The organism is Rhizobium album, assembly GCF_003122325.1.
GTDB lineage: Bacteria > Pseudomonadota > Alphaproteobacteria > Rhizobiales > Rhizobiaceae > Metarhizobium > Metarhizobium album.
Genome location: NZ_QFBC01000001.1, coordinates 762,784 through 781,158, shown reverse-complemented (window position 1 = coordinate 781,158; position 18,375 = coordinate 762,784). Strand labels below are relative to the sequence as shown.

Below are 18,375 nucleotides of genomic sequence, written 5' to 3'. Positions count from 1 at the left end.
TCACAAACAGCGTAGAGAAACGCGTCGCCGGCAGGTCTTCACGAATGCCGGCCTGAGTTCGAAGGCCTGCATGAAACTTCTCGAGTCATATATTCTGCGGCGCGTGAGCCAGATGTTCCTGGTGGCGTTGCTGCCGGTGCTGGCCATCATCTGGACGACCCAGGTGCTCGGCCGCATCAATCTCGTGACCGATAGCGGCCAGTCGATCGGCTCATTCGTGCAACTGGCGACGCTTATCCTGCCGACGATCATCCCGATCGTCCTGCCGTTTGCGATCATCATCGGCGTCACCCAGACACTGGCGGCGATGAACAACGATTCGGAGCTGACGGTCATCGAGGCCGCCGGCGCGACACGCGCGACGATCATGCGACCGATCCTGCTGCTGGCCGCAGGCCTGAGCGTGTTTTCCTTCTTCGTCGACAACGTCATCGAGCCCAAGGTCCGCGTTGCCGCGCGCGAAATGGTCGCCGCCGCCTACGCCGACCTTCTCTCTTCGGTCATCGAGGAGAAGACGTTCCGGCGCATCGAGGACGGGCTCTATATCCAGATTTCCGAGCGGCATTCCGGCCGTATCCTCAAGGGCCTGTTCGTCGCCGATTCGCGCGATCCGAACTTCGACCTCATCTATTATGCCCGCGAGGGCGCGGTGAATGTCGAGGGCACGGCGCTGATCATGCATGACGGCGAAGTGCACCGGAAGATCCCGAACGGCAACGTCTCGATCATCCGTTTCGATTCCTATTCCTTCGACCTGTCGGACCTCACCCAGACACGCGGCCAGGCCACGCTGCGCTCGGGTGACCGAAGCCTCGGTTTCCTGCTCAATCCGGATCCCGAGGATACGCACTACAAGCAGAAACCCGGTGAATACCGCGCCGAATTGCACCGGCGGCTGACGGAATGGTGTTTTCCGCTGCTCTACGCGATGATTTCGTTGCTGATTGCCGGTGATGCCCGCTCCCACCGCGATGCGCACCTGCATCCGATGGTCTCGGCCCTGGCGATCAGCTTCGGCCTGCGCTGGGCGTCCTTCTACGCGTCGAACCAGTCGGAGCACGACATGACCTATGTCTATGTCGCTTATGCCGTGCCGATCGTCGCGGGTGCCGTTGCCGCCTTCCTGCTGTCGCGCAACATGAAGCTCAGAATTCCGGCCTTCCTCCGCTACCGGACCGCCGACATCTGGCGCGGGCTTGTGGCGCGGCTGAGCGGCCAGCGCGGCGCGTCGAAGGGAGATCCGGCATGATCTTCTCGACGCTCGGGCGCTATTTCTTCCGCCGCTATCTGGCGACCACCCTGTGGTTCCTGCTCGGCATCGTCTCGATCATCTTCCTGATCGATTTTTCCGAGACGTCCGGCCGTTTCTCTTCCCTTGCCGGCTATTCGGTCGGCGGCGCGCTGTTCATGACCTTCGTTCGCCTGCCGCTCATCCTGCAGCAGACTATTCCCTTCATCATGCTGTTCGTCGGCATGACGACGCTGATCGCGCTCAACCGCCGCTACGAGCTGGTGGTGACCCGGGCCGCCGGCGTTTCCGTCTGGCAGTTCATGACGCCCTTCGTGGTCGGCGCCTTCCTGGTCGGCGCGGCAACGACGCTGGCGCTCAATCCCTTGGCAGCCTGGGGCCAGCGTCAGGCTCTATTCCTCGAATCGGATTGGAAGGCAGCCAGCAACAAGTCCCGCTCCTCTTCCGCCGTTCCGTGGCTGCGCCAGATCAGCGGCAAGGACGACACGGTGATCGGCGGACGCGTGATCCTCGAGGACGGAACCCTGCTGGTCGACGCCGTTCTGATCCATTTCGATCCGGAGGGCCGGATCATTCTGAGACAGGACGCGGGAACGGCAAAATTGCAAGATGGTTACTGGTTGCTTAACGAGGTGACAGAGACTAGGCCAGGTGAAGTGCCTGTGCGTCTCCCGTCCGTCCAAGTGCCGACCAATTTGAAGCGGGAATTCGTGCAGGAGCGTTTGGCTCAACCGGAAACCGTTGCTTTTTATGATCTTTCTCAGAAAATTGCGATTGCCAAGTCCTTCGGCGTTTCCACCCGGGCGCTTGAAACGCAATATCACTCCCTGCTTTCGCTGCCCTTCCTGTTGATTGCGATGACCATGATCGCCGCAACCGTCACGCTGAAGTTCAGTCGTTTTGCACAATCCCGCTCGGTGATTCTGGGTGGAATCCTTTCAGGCTTCGTGCTTTATGTTGTGACCGTGCTTGTGAAAGCATTCGGAAGCAGCGGGGTAGTGCCTCCGTTCATTGCGGCCTGGATACCGGTCGTGGTGGCGATGGCACTCGGGGCTACAATTCTGCTGCATCAGGAGGATGGCTAGTGGCGGTAATAAACCGCAAAACGATCAGGAGGCTCTTGACCGCCCTGCTGACCGGGGTGGCTGCGTCTGCGTATTTCAGTGCGACCGTTGTAGCGGCTTACGCTCAGTCGAACAGTTTGCAGTCGCTGGAGCCGAACATTCCTGCCGAGTCGAAGCTCATGCTCGCGGCAAACGAACTCGTGTACGATAAAGATGCCGAGCGGATCTCCGCTGTCGGCGGTGTGCAGATCAATTACGCTGGCTACAAAATGGTGGCCCAGCGCGTTGAATACGATCAAAAAACCGGCCGGATGACGGCGATCGGCAATATCGAGCTGATCGAGCCCGGCGGCAACCGGCTGTATGCCGAAACGCTCGACGTCACGGACGACTTCGCCGAAGGTTTCCTGAACGCCTTGCGCGTGGAGACGACCGACAACACGCGCCTGGCGGCCGAAAGCGCCGAGCGCGTCGGCGCCCGCGACATGATTCTCAACAACGGCGTCTATACGGCCTGCCTGCCTTGCGCAAAGAAGCCGGATCGCGCGCCGCTCTGGCAGATCAAGGCCCAGCGTGTCATCCAGAACGGCGAGAAGCATACGGTGCGGCTGGAAAATGCCCGCTTCGAGCTTTTCGGCCAGCCGATCGCCTGGATTCCCGTGCTTGAGGTTCCCGACCATACGGTGAAGCGCAAGTCCGGCTTCCTCTTCCCGAGCATGTCGACCACTGAAAACCTCGGCTTCGGCCTGAAGGTTCCCTATTATTACGCCATTTCCAACAGCAAGGATCTGACCGTCAGCGGCACCGGCTATACCAACCAGGGCTTCCTGCTGGATGCCGAATATCGCCAGCGCTTCGACAATGGCATACTGACCCTGCGGGCTGCCGGCATCAGCCAGATGAAGCCCGAGGCGTTTACCGCCGGCACCAGCGATGCCGAGGTCAAAGAGCGCGGCATGATCCAGTCCACCGGCGCGTTCAACATCAATCCGCGCTGGGCGTTCGGCTGGGACGTCATGACTCAGACCGACAACAACTTCTCGCGCACCTACGATCTGAACGGTCTCGACGAGAGCGTCCATACCAACCAGGTCTATCTGACCGGCATGGGCGACCGTAACATCTTCGACATGCGCGCCTTCTATTTCGACGTCCAGGATTCCAATCCGCGCGATACGGAAGAGAACAAGCAGGCGATGGTCTACCCGGTCATCGACTACGGCTACATTGCGCCGGTTCCGGTCGCCGGCGGCGAACTGTCGATCGACGTCAACTTCACGAACATTTCGCGTTCGAACCCGGATATCTACACCGTCAGCGGCTACGACCGTTTCCGCGGTCTCGACGGTCGCATGGCGCGTCTTTCGGCGGAAGCCGAATGGAAGCGCACCTTCATCACCGACGGCGGCCTGTCGCTGACGCCGATCCTTGCCTTGCGCGGCGACGCGCTCAATGTCGACATGGCAAGCCCGAACTCCATCGATCCGGCCCGTTATCTCTACGGCGGCGGTTTCGAAGGCGACGACGCCAACGCCCGCGGCATGGTGACGGCCGGGCTCGAAGCGCGATATCCGATCCTGATGACGACGGCCAACAGCAGCCATGTGTTCGAGCCGATCGCGCAGATCTTCGTGCGTCCGGACGAGCAGATGGCCGGCCGCCTGCCGAACGAAGACGCCCAGAGCTTCGTGTTCGACGCCACCAACCTGTTCGAGCGCGACAAGTTCTCGGGCTACGATCGGATCGAGGGCGGCACGCGCGCCAATGTCGGGCTGCGTTACACCGGCACCTTCGATAGCGGCTACACGCTGCACGGCATCTTCGGCCAGTCCTATCACCTGGCGGGTCTGAACTCCTTTGCCACCGACGACCTGGTGAATGCCGGCGCCAATTCCGGCCTCGAAAGCGACGTCTCGGACTTCGTTTCCATGGCCAGCGTCACGACGCCATACGGTCTGTCGCTGACGGCATTGGCCCGCCTGGACGAGAAGACGCTCGAGCCGATGCGCACCGGTGCCTCCATCGGTTACGGCAACGACCGTCTGCAGACGAACCTGACCTACACCCAGATCGCCGCGCAGCCGAAATACGCCGCCTCGGAAGAAAGCACGGAACTGCAAACCTCCGCTTCCTTCCGCCTGACGCAATATGTTTCGGTTTTCGGCTCGATGACCTGGGACCTGAACAACGATGTCGTCAGCCGCCGCAGCGCCGGTTTCTCCTATGAGGACGAGTGCACGATCTTCTCGCTGTATTACACCGACAAGCGGGACATCTCGAACACCGCGGCAAACGACTGGCAGATCGGCGCCCGCCTCAGCTTCCGCACGCTGGGCGACATCCAGGTCGGTGACGCGCCGCAGGGCAACTATCGTTACTGACGAGGTCCTCGATGCCTTGGCGGAACCCCGCCAAGGCAGTGTTTTTCACGTCGCGAGACGCCGGAAAGCGGCTCGGTCATTGTTTTGCCGCAAGAATTACGTTATTCGGCACCTTCGTGGAATTTTCGCAAGATCGGAGCAGCGGGTAGCCCTGGTGGCGCCAGCCGGAGAGGTAGACCGATGAAATCTGGATTGAAGCCGATGCGTGCGCTTGTGTTCGGTGTCGCGGCCCTGGCGGTTTCCCTGACGGCGCAGCCGTTTGTACCGGCAGCTTTCGCCGCAAGCCAGATCAGCGCCACCGTCAACAAGACGGCGATCACCACCGGCGACGTCGCCAAGCGCGTCGCCTTCCTCAAGCTGCAGCGAACCAAGGGCAATCTGAACAAGATCGCCCAGCAGCAGCTGGTCGACGAATTTCTGAAGCGCCAGGAAGTGCTGCGCGTTCAGATGTCGGTGAGCACCCAGGAAGTCGATGCCGCCTATGCGCGTTTCGCCGCCAGCAACAAGCTTGCTCCCCAGCAGCTCGACAAGCTGCTGCAGCAGGCCGGCGTCGGCGCCGATCACTTCAAGGCCTACATCGCCATCTCGATGAGCTGGCCGCGTGTCGTCAATGCCCGCTACGGCTCCAGCGGCCGCATGTCGAACCAGGAGGTTGTCAGCCGCATGCTGCAGAACAAGCAGAAGCCGGTGACGACGGAATATTTCCTGCAGCAGGTCATCTTCGTGGTCCCCGCCTCGAAAAAGGGCATCGTCGGCAAGCGCAAGGCCGAAGCCGAAGCGTCGCGTGCCAAGTTCCCCGGTTGCGATCAGGCCAAAGTCTTTGCTGCCACCATGCATGACGTTTCGGTCCGCAGCCTTGGCCGCGTGCTTGCGCCCGAACTGCCGGAGGACTGGAAGCCGTTGATCGAGAAGGCCAAGGGCAACACGACCGGCACCCGTGTGACGGAACGCGGCGTCGAATACCTTGCCATCTGCAAGACACGCCAGGTTTCGGACGATTATGCGGCAGAAGTCGTCTTCCGCGCCGAGGATCTCGGCAAGCAGAAGGACGGGGAAAACGCCAACGAGCAGAAATATGTCGAGGAGCTGCGCAAGAGGGCGCAGATCGTCTACAACTAACCCTGGCCTCCAGAGACGAAAGAATGCCGATGCGCCCGCTTGCGCTTACCCAAGGCGATCCGGCGGGGATCGGCCCGGATATAACCCTGACCGCCTGGCTTGATCGCCAGGCGTTGTCGTTGGAGCCGTTCATTTTCATTGGCGATCCGGTGATTCTGGCAAAGCGAGCCCGTCATCTCGGCCTTTCGGTACCCATCGAAGAAACCGATGCCGAAGGGGCTGTCGGCATTTTCGATCGTGCCATTCCAGTCCTGCCAGTCGCGGCCGGCGCCGATAGTCAACCCGGCACGCCCGATGTCGACAGTGCGAGCGGCACCATCGGCGCCATCGAGCGGGCGGTCGAGCTTTGTTTTGCCGGCCGTGCGAGCGCCGTGGTGACCAATCCGATCGCCAAATCCGTACTTTATGACGCCGGTTTCCGCTTTCCGGGGCATACGGAGTTTCTGGCCGATCTCGCCGAACGTGCGACGGGCAAGCCGTCGCTGCCGGTGATGCTTCTGGCCGGCCCGAAGCTGAAAGCCGTGCCGGTGACCATCCATATCCCTCTCAAGGACGTGCCGGCGGCGCTCGATGCCGAACTGCTGCTCGACACCTGCCGCATCACCCATGCCGACCTGAAGCACCGCTTCGGCATCGCCGCACCGCGTCTTGCGGTCGCCGGCCTCAACCCGCATGCCGGCGAGGGCGGCGCTCTGGGGCTGGAAGACGACGCCGTCATCCGCCCGGCCATCGAGGTGCTGCGCGCCGAGGGCATCGATGCCTTCGGTCCCCTGCCCGCCGATACGATGTTCCACGACCGCGCCCGGCAGGGCTACGACGTGGCGATCTGCATGTATCACGACCAGGCGCTCATTCCCGCCAAGGCGCTAGGCTTCGACGATTCGGTCAATGCGACGCTCGGCCTGCCGTTCATCCGCACCTCGCCGGACCACGGCACCGCCTTCGGCATCGCCGGCAAGGGGATCGCGCGGCATGACAGCCTCGTTGCGGCCCTGACGCTCGCGGCCGAGCTCGCGCGCAACAGCGGAGCCCGCTCCTGATGGCAACCCTGGACGGCCTGCCGCCGCTGCGCGACGTCATCCAGCGGCACGGGCTCGACGCCCGCAAGGCGCTGGGGCAGAATTTTCTGCTGGATCTCAACCTCACCCAGAAGATCGCCCGCACGGCCGGGCCGCTGGAAGGTGTGACGGTGTTCGAGGTCGGGCCCGGCCCCGGCGGCCTCACCCGCGCCATCCTGTCGCTCGGCGCCAGGAAAGTCATCGCCATCGAGCGCGACGCCCGCTGCCTGCCGGCGCTGGCGGAAATTTCCGAGCATTATCCCGACCGGTTGGAAGTCATAGAAGGCGACGCGCTGAAAACCGATTTCGAGGCGCTGGCGCCCGAGGGACCGGTGCGCATCATCGCCAACCTGCCCTACAATGTCGGCACCCAGCTTCTGGTCAACTGGCTGCTGCCGAAGGCCTGGCCGCCATTCTGGCAATCGCTGACGCTGATGTTCCAGAAGGAAGTCGGTGCCCGCATCGTCGCCGATGAAAACGACGACGCCTATGGCCGCCTCGGTGTGCTCTGCGGCTGGCGCACCACGTCGCAAATGGTCTTCGACGTGCCCCCGCAGGCGTTTACGCCTCCGCCGAAAGTCACCTCGACAATCGTTCATCTGCTGCCGAAGGCAACACCCCTGCCCTGCGACGCCGAGAAGCTGGAGAAGGTGACACAGGCCGCCTTCGGCCAGCGTCGCAAGATGCTGCGGCAAAGCTTGAAGCCGCTCGGCGGCGAAACGCTGCTGCTCAAGGCCGGCATCGATCCGGCAAGGCGCGCCGAAACGCTCTCCGTCGAGGAGTTCGTGGCCCTCGCCAATCATCTGTGAGATGGTTTTGCCGAAGTTTAGAGCTTCGGCGTCTCTTCCAGAAGCCCGCGCACGAAATCGAACAGGCCATGGCGCCGGTCGCGGCGCACCCGCTCGGCCTTGACGATGCATTGAACCGTATCGAAGGCGATGTCGAGATCGTCGTTGATCAGCACGTAGTCGTATTCGCGCCAGTGCTCGATTTCCGAACGGGAATTGGCGAGCCGGGTGGCAATCACCTCTTCCGTATCCTCTGCGCGGCGATGCAGGCGCGACTGCAGCTCGGTCATGGTCGGCGGCAACACGAAGATCGACACGACGTCGGCCGCCATCTTCTCCTGCAATTGGCGGGCGCCCTGCCAGTCTATATCGAACAGCATGTCGCGGCCCTCGGCCATGGCGACCTCGACAGGTTCGCGGGGCGTGCCGTAAAAATTGCCGTGAACCTCGGCCCATTCGAGCAGCGAATCGGAATCGCGCATGCGTTCGAATTCACGCACGCTGATGAAATGGTAATGGCGGCCGGCGATCTCGCTCGGCCGACGTGCGCGCGTCGTGACACTCACCGACAGGCTGAGCCCCGGAACCGATTCCAGCAGGTTGCGGGCGATCGTCGACTTGCCGGCGCCGGAGGGCGAAGACAGGACGAGCATCAGGCCGCGGCGTTGGATAATGCTGGACGGCGTGGCCCGGGCGGTCATGGGATTACTCCAGATTCTGGACCTGTTCGCGGAACTGGTCGATGACAACTTTTAGCTCTATCCCCGCCGTGGTCACGGCCGCGGCATTGGACTTGGAGCAGATCGTATTCGATTCACGGTTAAATTCTTGTGCCAGGAAATCGAGCTTGCGGCCCACCGGACCACCTTTTTCCAGAAGATCCCGGGCGGCAAGCACATGCGCCTTCAACCGGTCGATTTCTTCGCGCAGGTCGGCCTTGGTCGCCAGCAGCGCCGCCTCGGCATGCAGCCGCTCGCGATCGAGGCTCGGGACGCCTTCGATCAGTGCTGCGACTTGGCCGGCAAGCCTGCGGGCGATTTCTTGCGGCGTGCGTGACGGATCGTTCTCGACCACCACCGTCAGGCTGGCGATCCGGTCGATCTGGCCGTGCAGCAGGCGGGCAAGCGCATCGCCCTCGCCTTCGCGCATCGCCTGGAGATCGGCGAGCGCGTCGGCAAGGCCGTCGAGGATCGCCCGGTCACGCCCGGCCATCGCCTCTTCGTCGTCCTTCGCCTCGCGGAAATCGACGAGGCCGCGAATGGTCAGAAGGGTATCCAGCCGCAGCGGAGACGGATCGACGAGATCCCCCAGTTCCGTGCGCAGGGCCATGACGGCATTGAGCGCCTCCTTGTTCAGCACGGCCTCGAGCTGGGCTTCGGCTGCGGTGACGGAGAGCGAGATCTGCATGTTGCCGCGGGAGAAACGCTCGGTGAGTTGCTTGCGCACCTCCGTTTCCATCTGTTCCAGGCCGGGCGGAAAGCGCAGGCGCAGATCCAACCCCTTGCCGTTGACGGACCGCAGTTCCCATGCCCAGCGATAACGCCCGACCGTTCCTTCGCGCCGGGCGAAGCCGGTCATGGATTGCAATGGCATTGGGCCTCCGCGCTCAGTTCGTGCTGTTCTTTTTGGCCGAAGGATCAGGCTGGTCTGCCGGCTGACCATCGACGGCGATGTTCGGATCGGAACCCTTGTCCGCCTCGATCTTCCGCCAGCGCTTGACGTTGGCGTTGTGCTCCTCGAGCGTCGCGGCGAAGACGTGTCCGCCCGTGCCGTCGGCAACGAAATAAAGATCCTTTGTGCGCCAGGGATTGGCGACGGCTTCCAGCGCCGCACGGCCCGGATTGGCGATCGGCGTCGGCGGCAGGCCCTTGATCTTGTAGGTATTGTACGGCGTTTCCTTCTGCAGGTCCGACTGGAAGATCGGCCGGTCACTCGGCTTTCCTTCGCCGCCGAAAATGCCGTAGACGATGGTCGGATCGGACTGCAGCCGCATGCCGCGCTCCAGGCGATTGATGAACACCGACGCGACATGCGCCCGTTCGTCCGCCTTGCCGGTTTCCTTCTCGACGATCGAGGCGAGCGTGACGAACTCTTCCTTCGATGTCAGCGGGATCGAAGCATCGCGTTTTTCCCAGATCTGGTCGATCAGCTTTTCCTGGGCCGCCTGCATCTGCTCGACGATTTCCGCACGCTTGGTGCCGCGCGAGAACTTGTAGGTATCGGGCCGCAGGCTGCCTTCCGCCGGCAGGTCGCCCGGCAGTTCACCTTCGAGAACCGGATCTTCCTGAAGCCGGCGGAACATCTGCCGCACGGTCAGGCCCTCCGGCAGCGACACCGAATAGAGGATCGACTTGCCGGATTTCAGGAGATCCATGATCTCCCGCATCGAGGCACCGGCCTTGATTTCGTATTCGCCGGCCTTCAGCGTCTCGTTGTCGGCGAGGTAGGTCGCCGTGACATAGCGGAAGATGCGCGCATCGGAAATGACGTCGTTGCGCTCCAGGTTGGAGGCGATTTCCGCCAGCCCGGCGCCGTTGCGGACGATGAAATTGGTGTTGACCGCCAGCGGACCCTTCGCCTGGTAGGTCGAGATCGCATAATAGAAGGCGAGCACGGCGGCGACAGCGACCACGACGGTCAGTGTCATCAGGAAGTTGAGGAAGATGATCAACTGGCTGCGCGCCTTGCGCGAACGGCGGGGCGGATCCGGCACCCGTTCGGGCCGCAGCGCCTCGGTGGCCGATTTCGGAATGATCGGTCCCTTCGTCACGCCTGCGCCGTCGCGACCGTAGATCGCCTCACCATTCTGGTTCGTATCGCTCACCGACAATCCTCATCATTTTGGCATTGCCCGCTGTTTGGCGAAGCAATGCGGCAAAAAACAGGTTCAGGAAACGGCCGCACGCCCTGAGCAATATTCACAATCAAGCAAATGCCGACGGGAAACCCCGCCGGTCAGCCTTCGTAACGGCGCAGCACCAGCGAAGCGTTGGTACCACCGAAGCCGAAAGAATTAGACACCGCGACGTTGACCTGACGCTTGCGTGCCGTATGCGGCACCAGGTCGATCGCGGTTTCCCGCTCCGGATTGTCGAGATTGAGCGTCGGCGGCACGATGTTGTCGCGGATGGCGAGCGTCGAGAAGATCGCCTCGATCGCGCCGGCGGCACCCAGAAGGTGGCCGGTGGCGGATTTCGTCGAGGACATGGAAATCTTCGACGCGGCATCGCCGACCAGCCGCTCGACAGCGCCGAGTTCGATCGTATCTGCCATGGTCGAAGTGCCGTGCGCATTGACGTAGTCGATATCGGCAGGCGTCAGGCCGGCACGCTTCAGCGCGGCAGCCATGCAGCGATAGGCTCCGTCGCCGTCTTCGGACGGTGCGGTGATGTGGAAGGCGTCGCCGGACAGGCCGTAGCCGACCACTTCCGCATAAATCTTGGCGCCGCGGGCCTTGGCGTGTTCCAGCTCTTCGAGAACCACGATGCCGGCGCCCTCGCCCATGACGAAACCGTCGCGGTCGCGGTCATAGGGGCGCGAGGCTTTCAGCGGGTCATCGTTGTGCTGGGTCGACAGCGCCTTGCAGGCGGCGAATCCGGCAAGCGAGATGCGGCAGATCGGCGATTCGGCGCCGCCGGCCACCATCACGTCGGCATCGCCGAGTGCGATCAGCCGCGCAGCGTCGCCAATGGCATGGGCGCCGGTGGAGCAGGCGGTGACCACGGCATGGTTCGGGCCGCGCAGCTTGTGGCGGATCGAAACCTGGCCGGACACGAGATTGATGAGGCGGCCGGGGATGAAGAACGGCGAGATGCGGCGCGGACCCTTGTCGCGTAGCGTATAACCGGCTTCGACGATGCCTTCGAGGCCGCCGATGCCCGAGCCGATCAGCACGCCGGTGGCGATCTGGTCTTCCTCGGTCTGCGGATGCCAGTCGGCATCGGCAAGCGCCATGTCGGCGGCAGCCATGCCATAGATGATGAAGGGATCGACCTTGCGCTGTTCCTTCGGCTCCATCCAGTCGTCGGCATTGTAGGTGCCGTTGGAGCCGTCGCCGAAGGGAATCCGGCAGGCAATCTTTGCCGGGAGATCATCGACCTCGAATTCGGTGACCAGACGAGCCCCGTTTTCGCCTGCCAGCAGTCGCGTCCACGTTACTTCCGTTCCGCAACCCAGAGGTGATACCATGCCGGTACCGGTGATAACGACACGTCTCATCGCCCGCAATCCACCCTATTTTTCAGTCGATGTCATCGTAAACAAAAGCCCGGAAAACCGGGCTCAAGCGGGCGGATTTCTGCAATCCGCCCATAAACTGTCGATCGATCAGGCCTGGGCCTTCTCGATGAACTTCACGGCATCGCCGACCGTCAGAATGGAATCTGCAGCGTCGTCGGGGATTTCAACGCCGAATTCTTCTTCGAACGCCATGACCAGTTCAACGGTGTCGAGCGAGTCCGCACCGAGATCGTCGATGAAGCTGGCGCCTTCGACAACCTTGTCGGCGTCAACGCCCAGATGATCAATCACAATTTTCTTTACGCGTTCTGCGATATCGCTCATGTCGGATTCCTCGACCTTTGACTTCACCAGAATGCCCTTCTGGCATTCTACCCTGTTATAACCCGCCGCCACCCGGAAGAGCGAAGCAGGCAAACCCGTTCAACCCGGAGAAACCGGGACCGAAGCTATGCAAAAAGCATAGTGGTCCCCTGCATTTTCGGGACGACTGTTCACAGTCATGGCCCGATTAACACGGTTTAAGTCTGCCGCAAAGCCTGAAAATGGCACAGAGGCAGCTTGCTCAACATGCAATTCTCTGCCGGGTCGCCGGGAATTGCTTGCCGAACCGCTTTCAGATCATCGCCATGCCGCCGTTGACGTGGATCGTCTGGCCCGTGACGTAGGATGCTTCGCCGGATGCCAGGTAGACGACGGCGGACGCGACTTCCGCGCCGGTGCCCATGCGCTTCATCGGAATGGCACCCATGATGCCCTCCTTCTGCTTGTCGTTGAGCTTGCCGGTCATGGCGCTTTCGATGAAACCCGGGGCAACACAGTTGACCGTGACGTTGCGGGTGGCGATTTCCTGGGCGAGCGACTTGGAGAAGCCGATCATGCCGGCCTTGGAGGCGCAATAGTTGGCCTGGCCCGGATTGCCGGTGACGCCGACGACCGAGGTGATGTTGATGATGCGGCCGTAGCGGCGGCGCATCATCGGATGGGTGAGTTCGCGCGTCAGGCGGAAGACCGCCGTCAGGTTCACCTCCAGAACCGCATCCCAGTCCGCGTCGCTCATGCGCACGAACAGGCCGTCCTTGGTGATTCCGGCATTGTTGACGAGGATATCGACACCTCCGAGATCGGCTTCCGCCTTTTCGCCGAGCGCCTTGACCTCGTCGCGATCCGAGAGGTTGGCCGGGAAGATCTTGACGCGGTCGCCGAGTTCAGACGCCAGGGCCTCCAGCTTTTCCACGCGCGTGCCGTGCAGGCCGACGATGGCGCCGCGGGCATGCAGCGTGCGGGCGATCTCTTCGCCGATACCGCCGGTGGCGCCGGTCACCAGCGCCTTGCGTCCGGTCAGGTCAAACATGGTTTTCTTCCTTCGTTCTGTCAGCCGAGAATGGCGGCAAGGGCCGCATCGATGTCTGCGGGCGTGTTGATGGCGGTTCCGGTCACCGTCTTGTCGATGCGGCGGGCAAGCCCCGTCAGCACCTTGCCGGCTCCGACTTCGTAAAGGGTGGTGACATTGTTGGCGGCGAACCATTCGACCGTCTCGCGCCAGCGCACCTGGCCGGTGACCTGCTCTACCAGCAGGCCGGCAATCTCCTTGGCGTCGGTCACCGGAGCGGCGCGGACATTGGCGATGACCGGCACGACCGGATCCTTGAGCGCGACGCCGGCAAGCGCCTGGCGCATCGCTTCGGCGGCCGGCGCCATCAGCGACGAATGGAAGGGCGCGGAGACGGGCAGCAGGATGGCACGCTTGGCACCCTTGCCGGTCGCCAGGCCGGCCGCCTTTTCGACGGCTGCCTTCTCGCCGGAGATGACCAGCTGGCCGCCGCCATTGTCGTTGGCAATCTGGCAGGCGCCGGCATCCGAAACGTCAGCGCAGATCGAGGCGACGTCGGCATGTTCGAGGCCGATGATCGCCGCCATGGCGCCGGCACCGACCGGGACGGCCGCCTGCATGGCGTTGCCGCGGATGCGCAAGAGACGCGCCGTGTCGGCGAGCGTGAAGGTTCCGGCGGCACAGAGGGCGGAATATTCGCCGAGCGAATGGCCGGCGACGTAGGCCACCTTGTCCTTGAGGTTCAGGCCCTTGCCTTCAAGGACGCGGATGACTGCCATGGACACGGCCATCAGCGCCGGCTGGGCGTTCGCCGTCAGCGTCAGGACGTCCTCGGGTCCGTTCCAGATGGTTTCGGAGAGTTTTTCGCCGAGCGCCTCGTCGACCTCTTCGAAGACCGCGCGGGCCTCCGGGAAAGCATCGGCAAGGTCCTTGCCCATGCCGACGGCCTGGCTGCCCTGGCCGGGGAATGTGAATGCTAGCGTCATTGGGATTGTTCCTTCCCTTGGTTTTCACCTCCATTCACCTTGTTGAAAGCCGGTGTCAAGACTGCGGCATGGCGGACATGACATGCTCGCAACTGCGAAATCACAGGATTTTGCGTATTGCGCTTCCGCAAAACGCTCCTAAATTCGCGGCATCCTTCCAAACACCGGGAATTCATTTCATGAAGTACAATATTTTGGGTCGCACCGGCATGTCGGTGTCGGAAATCTGCCTCGGCACCATGACCTGGGGCGGCGGGCAGAACACCCAGGACGATGCTTTCGCGCAGATGGACTATTCCGTCGACCAGGGCGTCAATTTCTTCGATACGGCAGAACTTTACCCGACGACGCCGCTGTCGCCCGAGACCTACGGCGGCACCGAAGAGATCATCGGCAACTGGTTCGAAAAGACCGGCAAACGCAAGGACATCATTCTCGCCACCAAGGTCGCCGGTCCCGGCCGGCCCTATATCCGCGATGGCCGGCCGGCCGATGCCGCCGGCATCCGCGAGGCGCTCGACCTCAGCCTGAAGCGGCTGAAGACCGACTATATCGACCTTTACCAGATCCACTGGCCGAACCGGCCGCATTTCCACTTCCGCCAGGCCTGGGATTTCGATCTCTACCAGAAGCCGCGCACGGATGCGTCCGCCGATATCCTGGTGATTCTCGAAACGCTCGACGAAGCGGTGAAGGCCGGCAAGATCCGCGCCATCGGCCTGTCCAACGAAACCACGTGGGGCACGCAGAAGTTCCTGACGCTGTCGGAGCAGAAAGGCCTGCCGCGGGTCGCTTCCGTGCAGAACGAATACAACCTGCTCTATCGCCACCACGACCTCGATATGGCCGAAGTCTCCTATTACGAGGATGTCGGCCTGCTCTCCTACTCGCCGCTCGCCGCCGGGCTTCTGTCCGGTAAATATGTCGGCGGCCAGGTGCCGGCGGGATCGCGCGCCTCGATCAACGGTAATCTCGGCGGCCGTCTGCAGCCGCTGCAGGAACCGGCGGTGAAGGCCTACGTGGAAATCGCCCGGAAACACGGCCTCGATCCGTCGCAGATGGCGCTCGCCTTCTGCCTCACCCGCGGCTTCATGGCTTCGGTGATCATCGGCGCGACCACCATGCAGCAATTGCAGACGGATATCGCCGCCAAGGACGTCAAGCTCTCGGACGACCTGCTGAAGGAAATCGCTGCGGTTCACCGCCAGTATCCGATGCCGATCTGAGGCGACGCGCCACACATCGAAGGCCGCCGGATACCGAATTCGGCGGTCACCCCTTGCCTTCCGGCGAAAAATGCGTATAAGCGCGCCTGTTCGCAACCCGGTCTTCTGGCTGGTGGCTGAACGGAGGGCCGGTTTCCTTCGGGGAACCGTTTGGGCCAAAAGGTTCCAGCCTCCCGTGTCTCCGCTCTCGACCGTCTCGAAATAACGCTTTCTTGCTTGGGTGCAGACCCTGACAGGAGCAGTCGTTGAGGCTTAGCCGCCGATTTCCGGGTTCATTGAAACGCAAGAAAGGCAAGCCCATCCATGGCTCTTTATGAACATGTATTCCTTGCCCGGCAGGATGTTTCCGCACAGCAGGTCGATGCCCTCGTAGAACAGTACAAGGGTGTCATCGAAGCTAACGGTGGCAAGGTCGGGCGCGTAGAAAACTGGGGCCTCAAGTCCCTGACCTACCGCATCAACAAGAACCGCAAGGCGCATTACGCACTGATGGACATCGATGCTCCGCCGGCTGCCGTCCAGGAAATGGAACGCCAGATGCGCATCAGCGAAGACGTTCTTCGCTACATGACCATCGCTGTCGAGAAGCACGAAGAAGGCCCCTCTGCCATGATGCAGAAGCGCGACCGCGACGACCGTCCGCGCCGCGATGGCGACCGTCCGGAGCGTAGCTTCGGCGATCGTGGTCCGCGTCCGGACCGTGGCCCGCGTGAAGGCGGCTTCGAGCGCCGTCCGCGCGAAGACCGTGCATAAGGAGATCTGAACATGGCTGAAACCTCTTCCTCCCCGGCACGCCGCCCGTTCCACCGTCGCCGCAAGACCTGCCCCTTCTCGGGCGCAAACGCTCCGCGGATCGACTACAAGGACGTCCGTCTCCTGCAGCGCTACATTTCCGAGCGCGGCAAGATCGTTCCGTCCCGCATCACGGCCGTTTCCCAGAAGAAGCAGCGCGAACTCGCCCAGGCGATCAAGCGCGCCCGTTTCCTCGGCCTGCTGCCCTACGTCCTCGCCTGATCCCAGGTTAGGCGCCTGACTCTCAGGCATGACTCCGGGAAAGGCGGTACACTCGCCCTTCCCTTCTTCCTTCCGCGGTGGGCGCGGATCGAGACAAGAAAATCCCATGTTGGGGACCGGCCTTCGTTTGGCCATGCTTCCCCTAACTGCTCGACAGCAGGACAGCGACGTGAAGAAACCGGAACCAAAAACGCTGCTTTTCGGCATTCTTGCCGGCATTACCGCCGCACTCCTGGTGCTTGGGGCGAATGCGCAGCCGTCTTTTGCCGCGATCCTCTATGCCGCTTCCGCCCTGCCGATCCTGATTGCCGGCCTCGGCTGGGGCAATCTCTGCACCATCGCCGCCATCGTTACCGCCGCGGCACTCGGCGCCGTCATGGTCAGCCCGAGTTTTGCCGTGGTCATGACCGTGGTGACGCTGGCGCCGGCGGGCTGGATCAGCCATCTCGCCAACCTGGCGCGGCCGGCCTCCGAACTCGGTGGTCCGTCGCATCTAACCGCCTGGTATCCGCTTTCCGATATCCTGATGCAGCTCTGCGCCATGGTGACGGTCGGGGTGGTCATCGTCGGTTTCATGATCGGCTACGGACCGCAGCTCACCGACCAGCTGGTCGACGTGATGATGACGCAGATGCAGCAGCAGGACCCGACCTTCGCCAGCAATGTCGACGTGATCGACCAGACCAAGCGGCTGGTGGTACTGGTGCTGCCGATGACGCAGGGCGGCCTCTGGGTCATCCTGCTGTTTGCCGCCTATTATTTTGCCACGCGCCTCGTCGGCGCCTCCGGCCGGGCACTGCGCCCGCGCGAGGACATGCCGTCGGCCTTGCGCATGAACCGCAATGCCATCTTCGTCTTCCTCGGAGGCCTGCTCGCCTGCTTCTTCGGCGGCGTGCCGGCGCTGGTGGGCGCCACCGTATTCGGTACTTTTGGCGCTGGCTTTCTCCTCGCCGGTTTTGCAGCGCTGCATTTTCGCACGCGCGGCAAGTCCTGGCGGGTGCCGGCGCTGATCCTCGCATACCTGGCAGCCACCATGGTGCTGCCGGCGCTGGCCATCCTCGTGCTCGGCCTGACCGACACGCGGCGGGCCATTGCGCTGACGCCTTCGGGCGCTCCGCAATCCAAGAACAATGAAACGACACCTGACATCTAGCATCTGAAAGGACACTGAAATGGACGTCATTCTCCTCGAACGCATCGCCAAGCTTGGCCAGATGGGCGAAACCGTAAAGGTTCGCGACGGCTTTGCCCGTAACTACCTGCTGCCGCAGGGCAAGGCGCTGCGCGCCAACGACGCCAACAAGAAGCGTTTCGAAACCGAACGCGCAACGCTCGAAGCCCGTAACCTCGAGCGCAAGTCCGAAGCCCAGAAGGTTGCCGACGTTCTCGGCGGCAAGTCCTTCGTCGTCGTCCGCGCCGCTGGCGAAACCGGCCAGCTGTACGGCTCGGTCGCTGCCCGCGACATCATCGACGCGCTGGCTGCTGCCGGCTTCAACATCGGCCGCAACCAGGTTGACCTCAACAACCCGATCAAGACGATCGGCCTGCACGACGTCACCCTGCACCTGCATTCCGAAGTCGAAATCACCATCCAGCTGAACGTTGCCCGTTCGGCCGACGAAGCCGAGCGCCAGCTGAAGGGTGAAACCCTGACGTCTGCCGACGCCATCTACGGCGTTGACGAAGACGCCCTGCGTCCGGAAGACTTTTTCGATCCGGATGCAGACGGCGACAGCGACGAAGAATAAGAATTTCCTTCCTTCGCGAAGGGAATCAGGCCCGGTTGCAATCGCAGCCGGGCTTTCTTTTTTAAAGGCGCAACGAGGTGGCCTCGTGCTACTCAGGCCATTCGATTCGCAGCAATGACCGACGACGATCACAGTCAAACGGATTCGCTAATTTTGCCGGAATTTTGCGC

18 protein-coding genes are annotated in these 18,375 nt (G+C 62.5%); 11 read left to right on the top strand and 7 right to left on the bottom strand.

Annotation, left to right across the window (positions count from 1 at the left end; translation table 11 throughout):
- The first annotated feature begins 70 nt into the window (after positions 1-70).
- The 6 genes from lptF (at position 71) to rsmA (ending at position 7,680) form a co-directional block, all read left to right on the top strand.
- Positions 71-1,249, top strand: coding sequence for an LPS export ABC transporter permease LptF (gene lptF, locus DEM27_RS03845; RefSeq protein ID WP_109456825.1), 1,179 nt, complete (start codon positions 71-73; stop codon positions 1,247-1,249).
- Complete coding sequence (gene lptG, locus DEM27_RS03840; RefSeq protein WP_109456824.1) at positions 1,246-2,334, top strand: LPS export ABC transporter permease LptG; 1,089 nt, start codon at positions 1,246-1,248, stop codon at positions 2,332-2,334. The genes lptF and lptG overlap by 4 nt, the downstream gene beginning before the upstream one ends.
- Positions 2,334-4,694, top strand: coding sequence for an LPS-assembly protein LptD (locus DEM27_RS03835; protein ID WP_109456823.1), 2,361 nt, complete (start codon positions 2,334-2,336; stop codon positions 4,692-4,694). Before lptG ends, DEM27_RS03835 begins: the two co-directional genes overlap by 1 nt.
- Positions 4,695-4,874: 180 nt before the next feature.
- Complete coding sequence (locus DEM27_RS03830; RefSeq protein WP_109456822.1) at positions 4,875-5,813, top strand: SurA N-terminal domain-containing protein; 939 nt, start codon at positions 4,875-4,877, stop codon at positions 5,811-5,813.
- A gap of 23 nt (positions 5,814-5,836) precedes the next feature.
- Complete coding sequence (gene pdxA / locus DEM27_RS03825) at positions 5,837-6,853, top strand: 4-hydroxythreonine-4-phosphate dehydrogenase PdxA (protein WP_109456821.1); 1,017 nt, start codon at positions 5,837-5,839, stop codon at positions 6,851-6,853.
- Positions 6,853-7,680 carry a 16S rRNA (adenine(1518)-N(6)/adenine(1519)-N(6))-dimethyltransferase RsmA gene (rsmA, locus tag DEM27_RS03820; RefSeq protein WP_109456820.1) on the top strand — a complete coding sequence of 276 codons (828 nt, stop codon included), beginning with the start codon at positions 6,853-6,855 and terminating at the stop codon, positions 7,678-7,680. Before pdxA ends, rsmA begins: the two co-directional genes overlap by 1 nt.
- Positions 7,681-7,697: 17 nt before the next feature.
- Here the strand turns inward: rsmA and gmk are convergent, their stop codons facing one another.
- From gmk to fabD, 7 genes are all read right to left on the bottom strand, one after another.
- On the bottom strand, positions 7,698-8,360 hold the full coding sequence (gmk, locus tag DEM27_RS03815) for a guanylate kinase (protein WP_109456819.1): 663 nt from the start codon (positions 8,358-8,360) through the stop codon (positions 7,698-7,700).
- Between the two features lie 4 nt (positions 8,361-8,364).
- Positions 8,365-9,252 carry a YicC/YloC family endoribonuclease gene (locus tag DEM27_RS03810; protein WP_109456818.1) on the bottom strand — a complete coding sequence of 296 codons (888 nt, stop codon included), beginning with the start codon at positions 9,250-9,252 and terminating at the stop codon, positions 8,365-8,367.
- A 13-nt stretch (positions 9,253-9,265) separates the two neighbouring features.
- Complete coding sequence (mltG, locus tag DEM27_RS03805; protein WP_109456817.1) at positions 9,266-10,483, bottom strand: endolytic transglycosylase MltG; 1,218 nt, start codon at positions 10,481-10,483, stop codon at positions 9,266-9,268.
- A gap of 131 nt (positions 10,484-10,614) precedes the next feature.
- Positions 10,615-11,877 (bottom strand): beta-ketoacyl-ACP synthase II, encoded by a 1,263-nt coding sequence (gene fabF, locus DEM27_RS03800; protein ID WP_109456816.1) that lies wholly within the window; start codon positions 11,875-11,877, stop codon positions 10,615-10,617.
- Positions 11,878-11,985: 108 nt separating this feature from the next.
- Positions 11,986-12,222 (bottom strand): acyl carrier protein, encoded by a 237-nt coding sequence (locus tag DEM27_RS03795; RefSeq protein WP_003502080.1) that lies wholly within the window; start codon positions 12,220-12,222, stop codon positions 11,986-11,988.
- A gap of 292 nt (positions 12,223-12,514) precedes the next feature.
- Positions 12,515-13,252: a 3-oxoacyl-[acyl-carrier-protein] reductase gene (gene fabG, locus DEM27_RS03790; protein WP_109456815.1), complete on the bottom strand. Its 738-nt coding sequence runs from the start codon at positions 13,250-13,252 to the stop codon at positions 12,515-12,517.
- Positions 13,253-13,272: 20 nt separating this feature from the next.
- Positions 13,273-14,217: an ACP S-malonyltransferase gene (gene fabD / locus DEM27_RS03785; RefSeq protein ID WP_109456814.1), complete on the bottom strand. Its 945-nt coding sequence runs from the start codon at positions 14,215-14,217 to the stop codon at positions 13,273-13,275.
- Between the two features lie 179 nt (positions 14,218-14,396).
- On the opposite strand from fabD, the gene DEM27_RS03780 reads away from it, so the two are divergent.
- The 5 genes from DEM27_RS03780 (at position 14,397) to rplI (ending at position 18,205) form a co-directional block, all read left to right on the top strand.
- Positions 14,397-15,443 carry an aldo/keto reductase gene (locus tag DEM27_RS03780; protein WP_109456813.1) on the top strand — a complete coding sequence of 349 codons (1,047 nt, stop codon included), beginning with the start codon at positions 14,397-14,399 and terminating at the stop codon, positions 15,441-15,443.
- A gap of 303 nt (positions 15,444-15,746) precedes the next feature.
- Entirely contained in the window at positions 15,747-16,196 is a 450-nt protein-coding gene (gene rpsF, locus DEM27_RS03770) for a 30S ribosomal protein S6 (protein ID WP_109456812.1), read from the top strand.
- Between the two features lie 12 nt (positions 16,197-16,208).
- A complete protein-coding gene (rpsR, locus tag DEM27_RS03765; protein ID WP_109456811.1) occupies positions 16,209-16,457 on the top strand; it encodes a 30S ribosomal protein S18 in 249 nt (82 codons plus the stop codon).
- Between the two features lie 133 nt (positions 16,458-16,590).
- Positions 16,591-17,610 carry a DUF2232 domain-containing protein gene (locus DEM27_RS03760; protein ID WP_420028798.1) on the top strand — a complete coding sequence of 340 codons (1,020 nt, stop codon included), beginning with the start codon at positions 16,591-16,593 and terminating at the stop codon, positions 17,608-17,610.
- A gap of 19 nt (positions 17,611-17,629) precedes the next feature.
- Entirely contained in the window at positions 17,630-18,205 is a 576-nt protein-coding gene (gene rplI, locus DEM27_RS03755; protein ID WP_109456809.1) for a 50S ribosomal protein L9, read from the top strand.
- Positions 18,206-18,375: the final 170 nt, after the last annotated feature.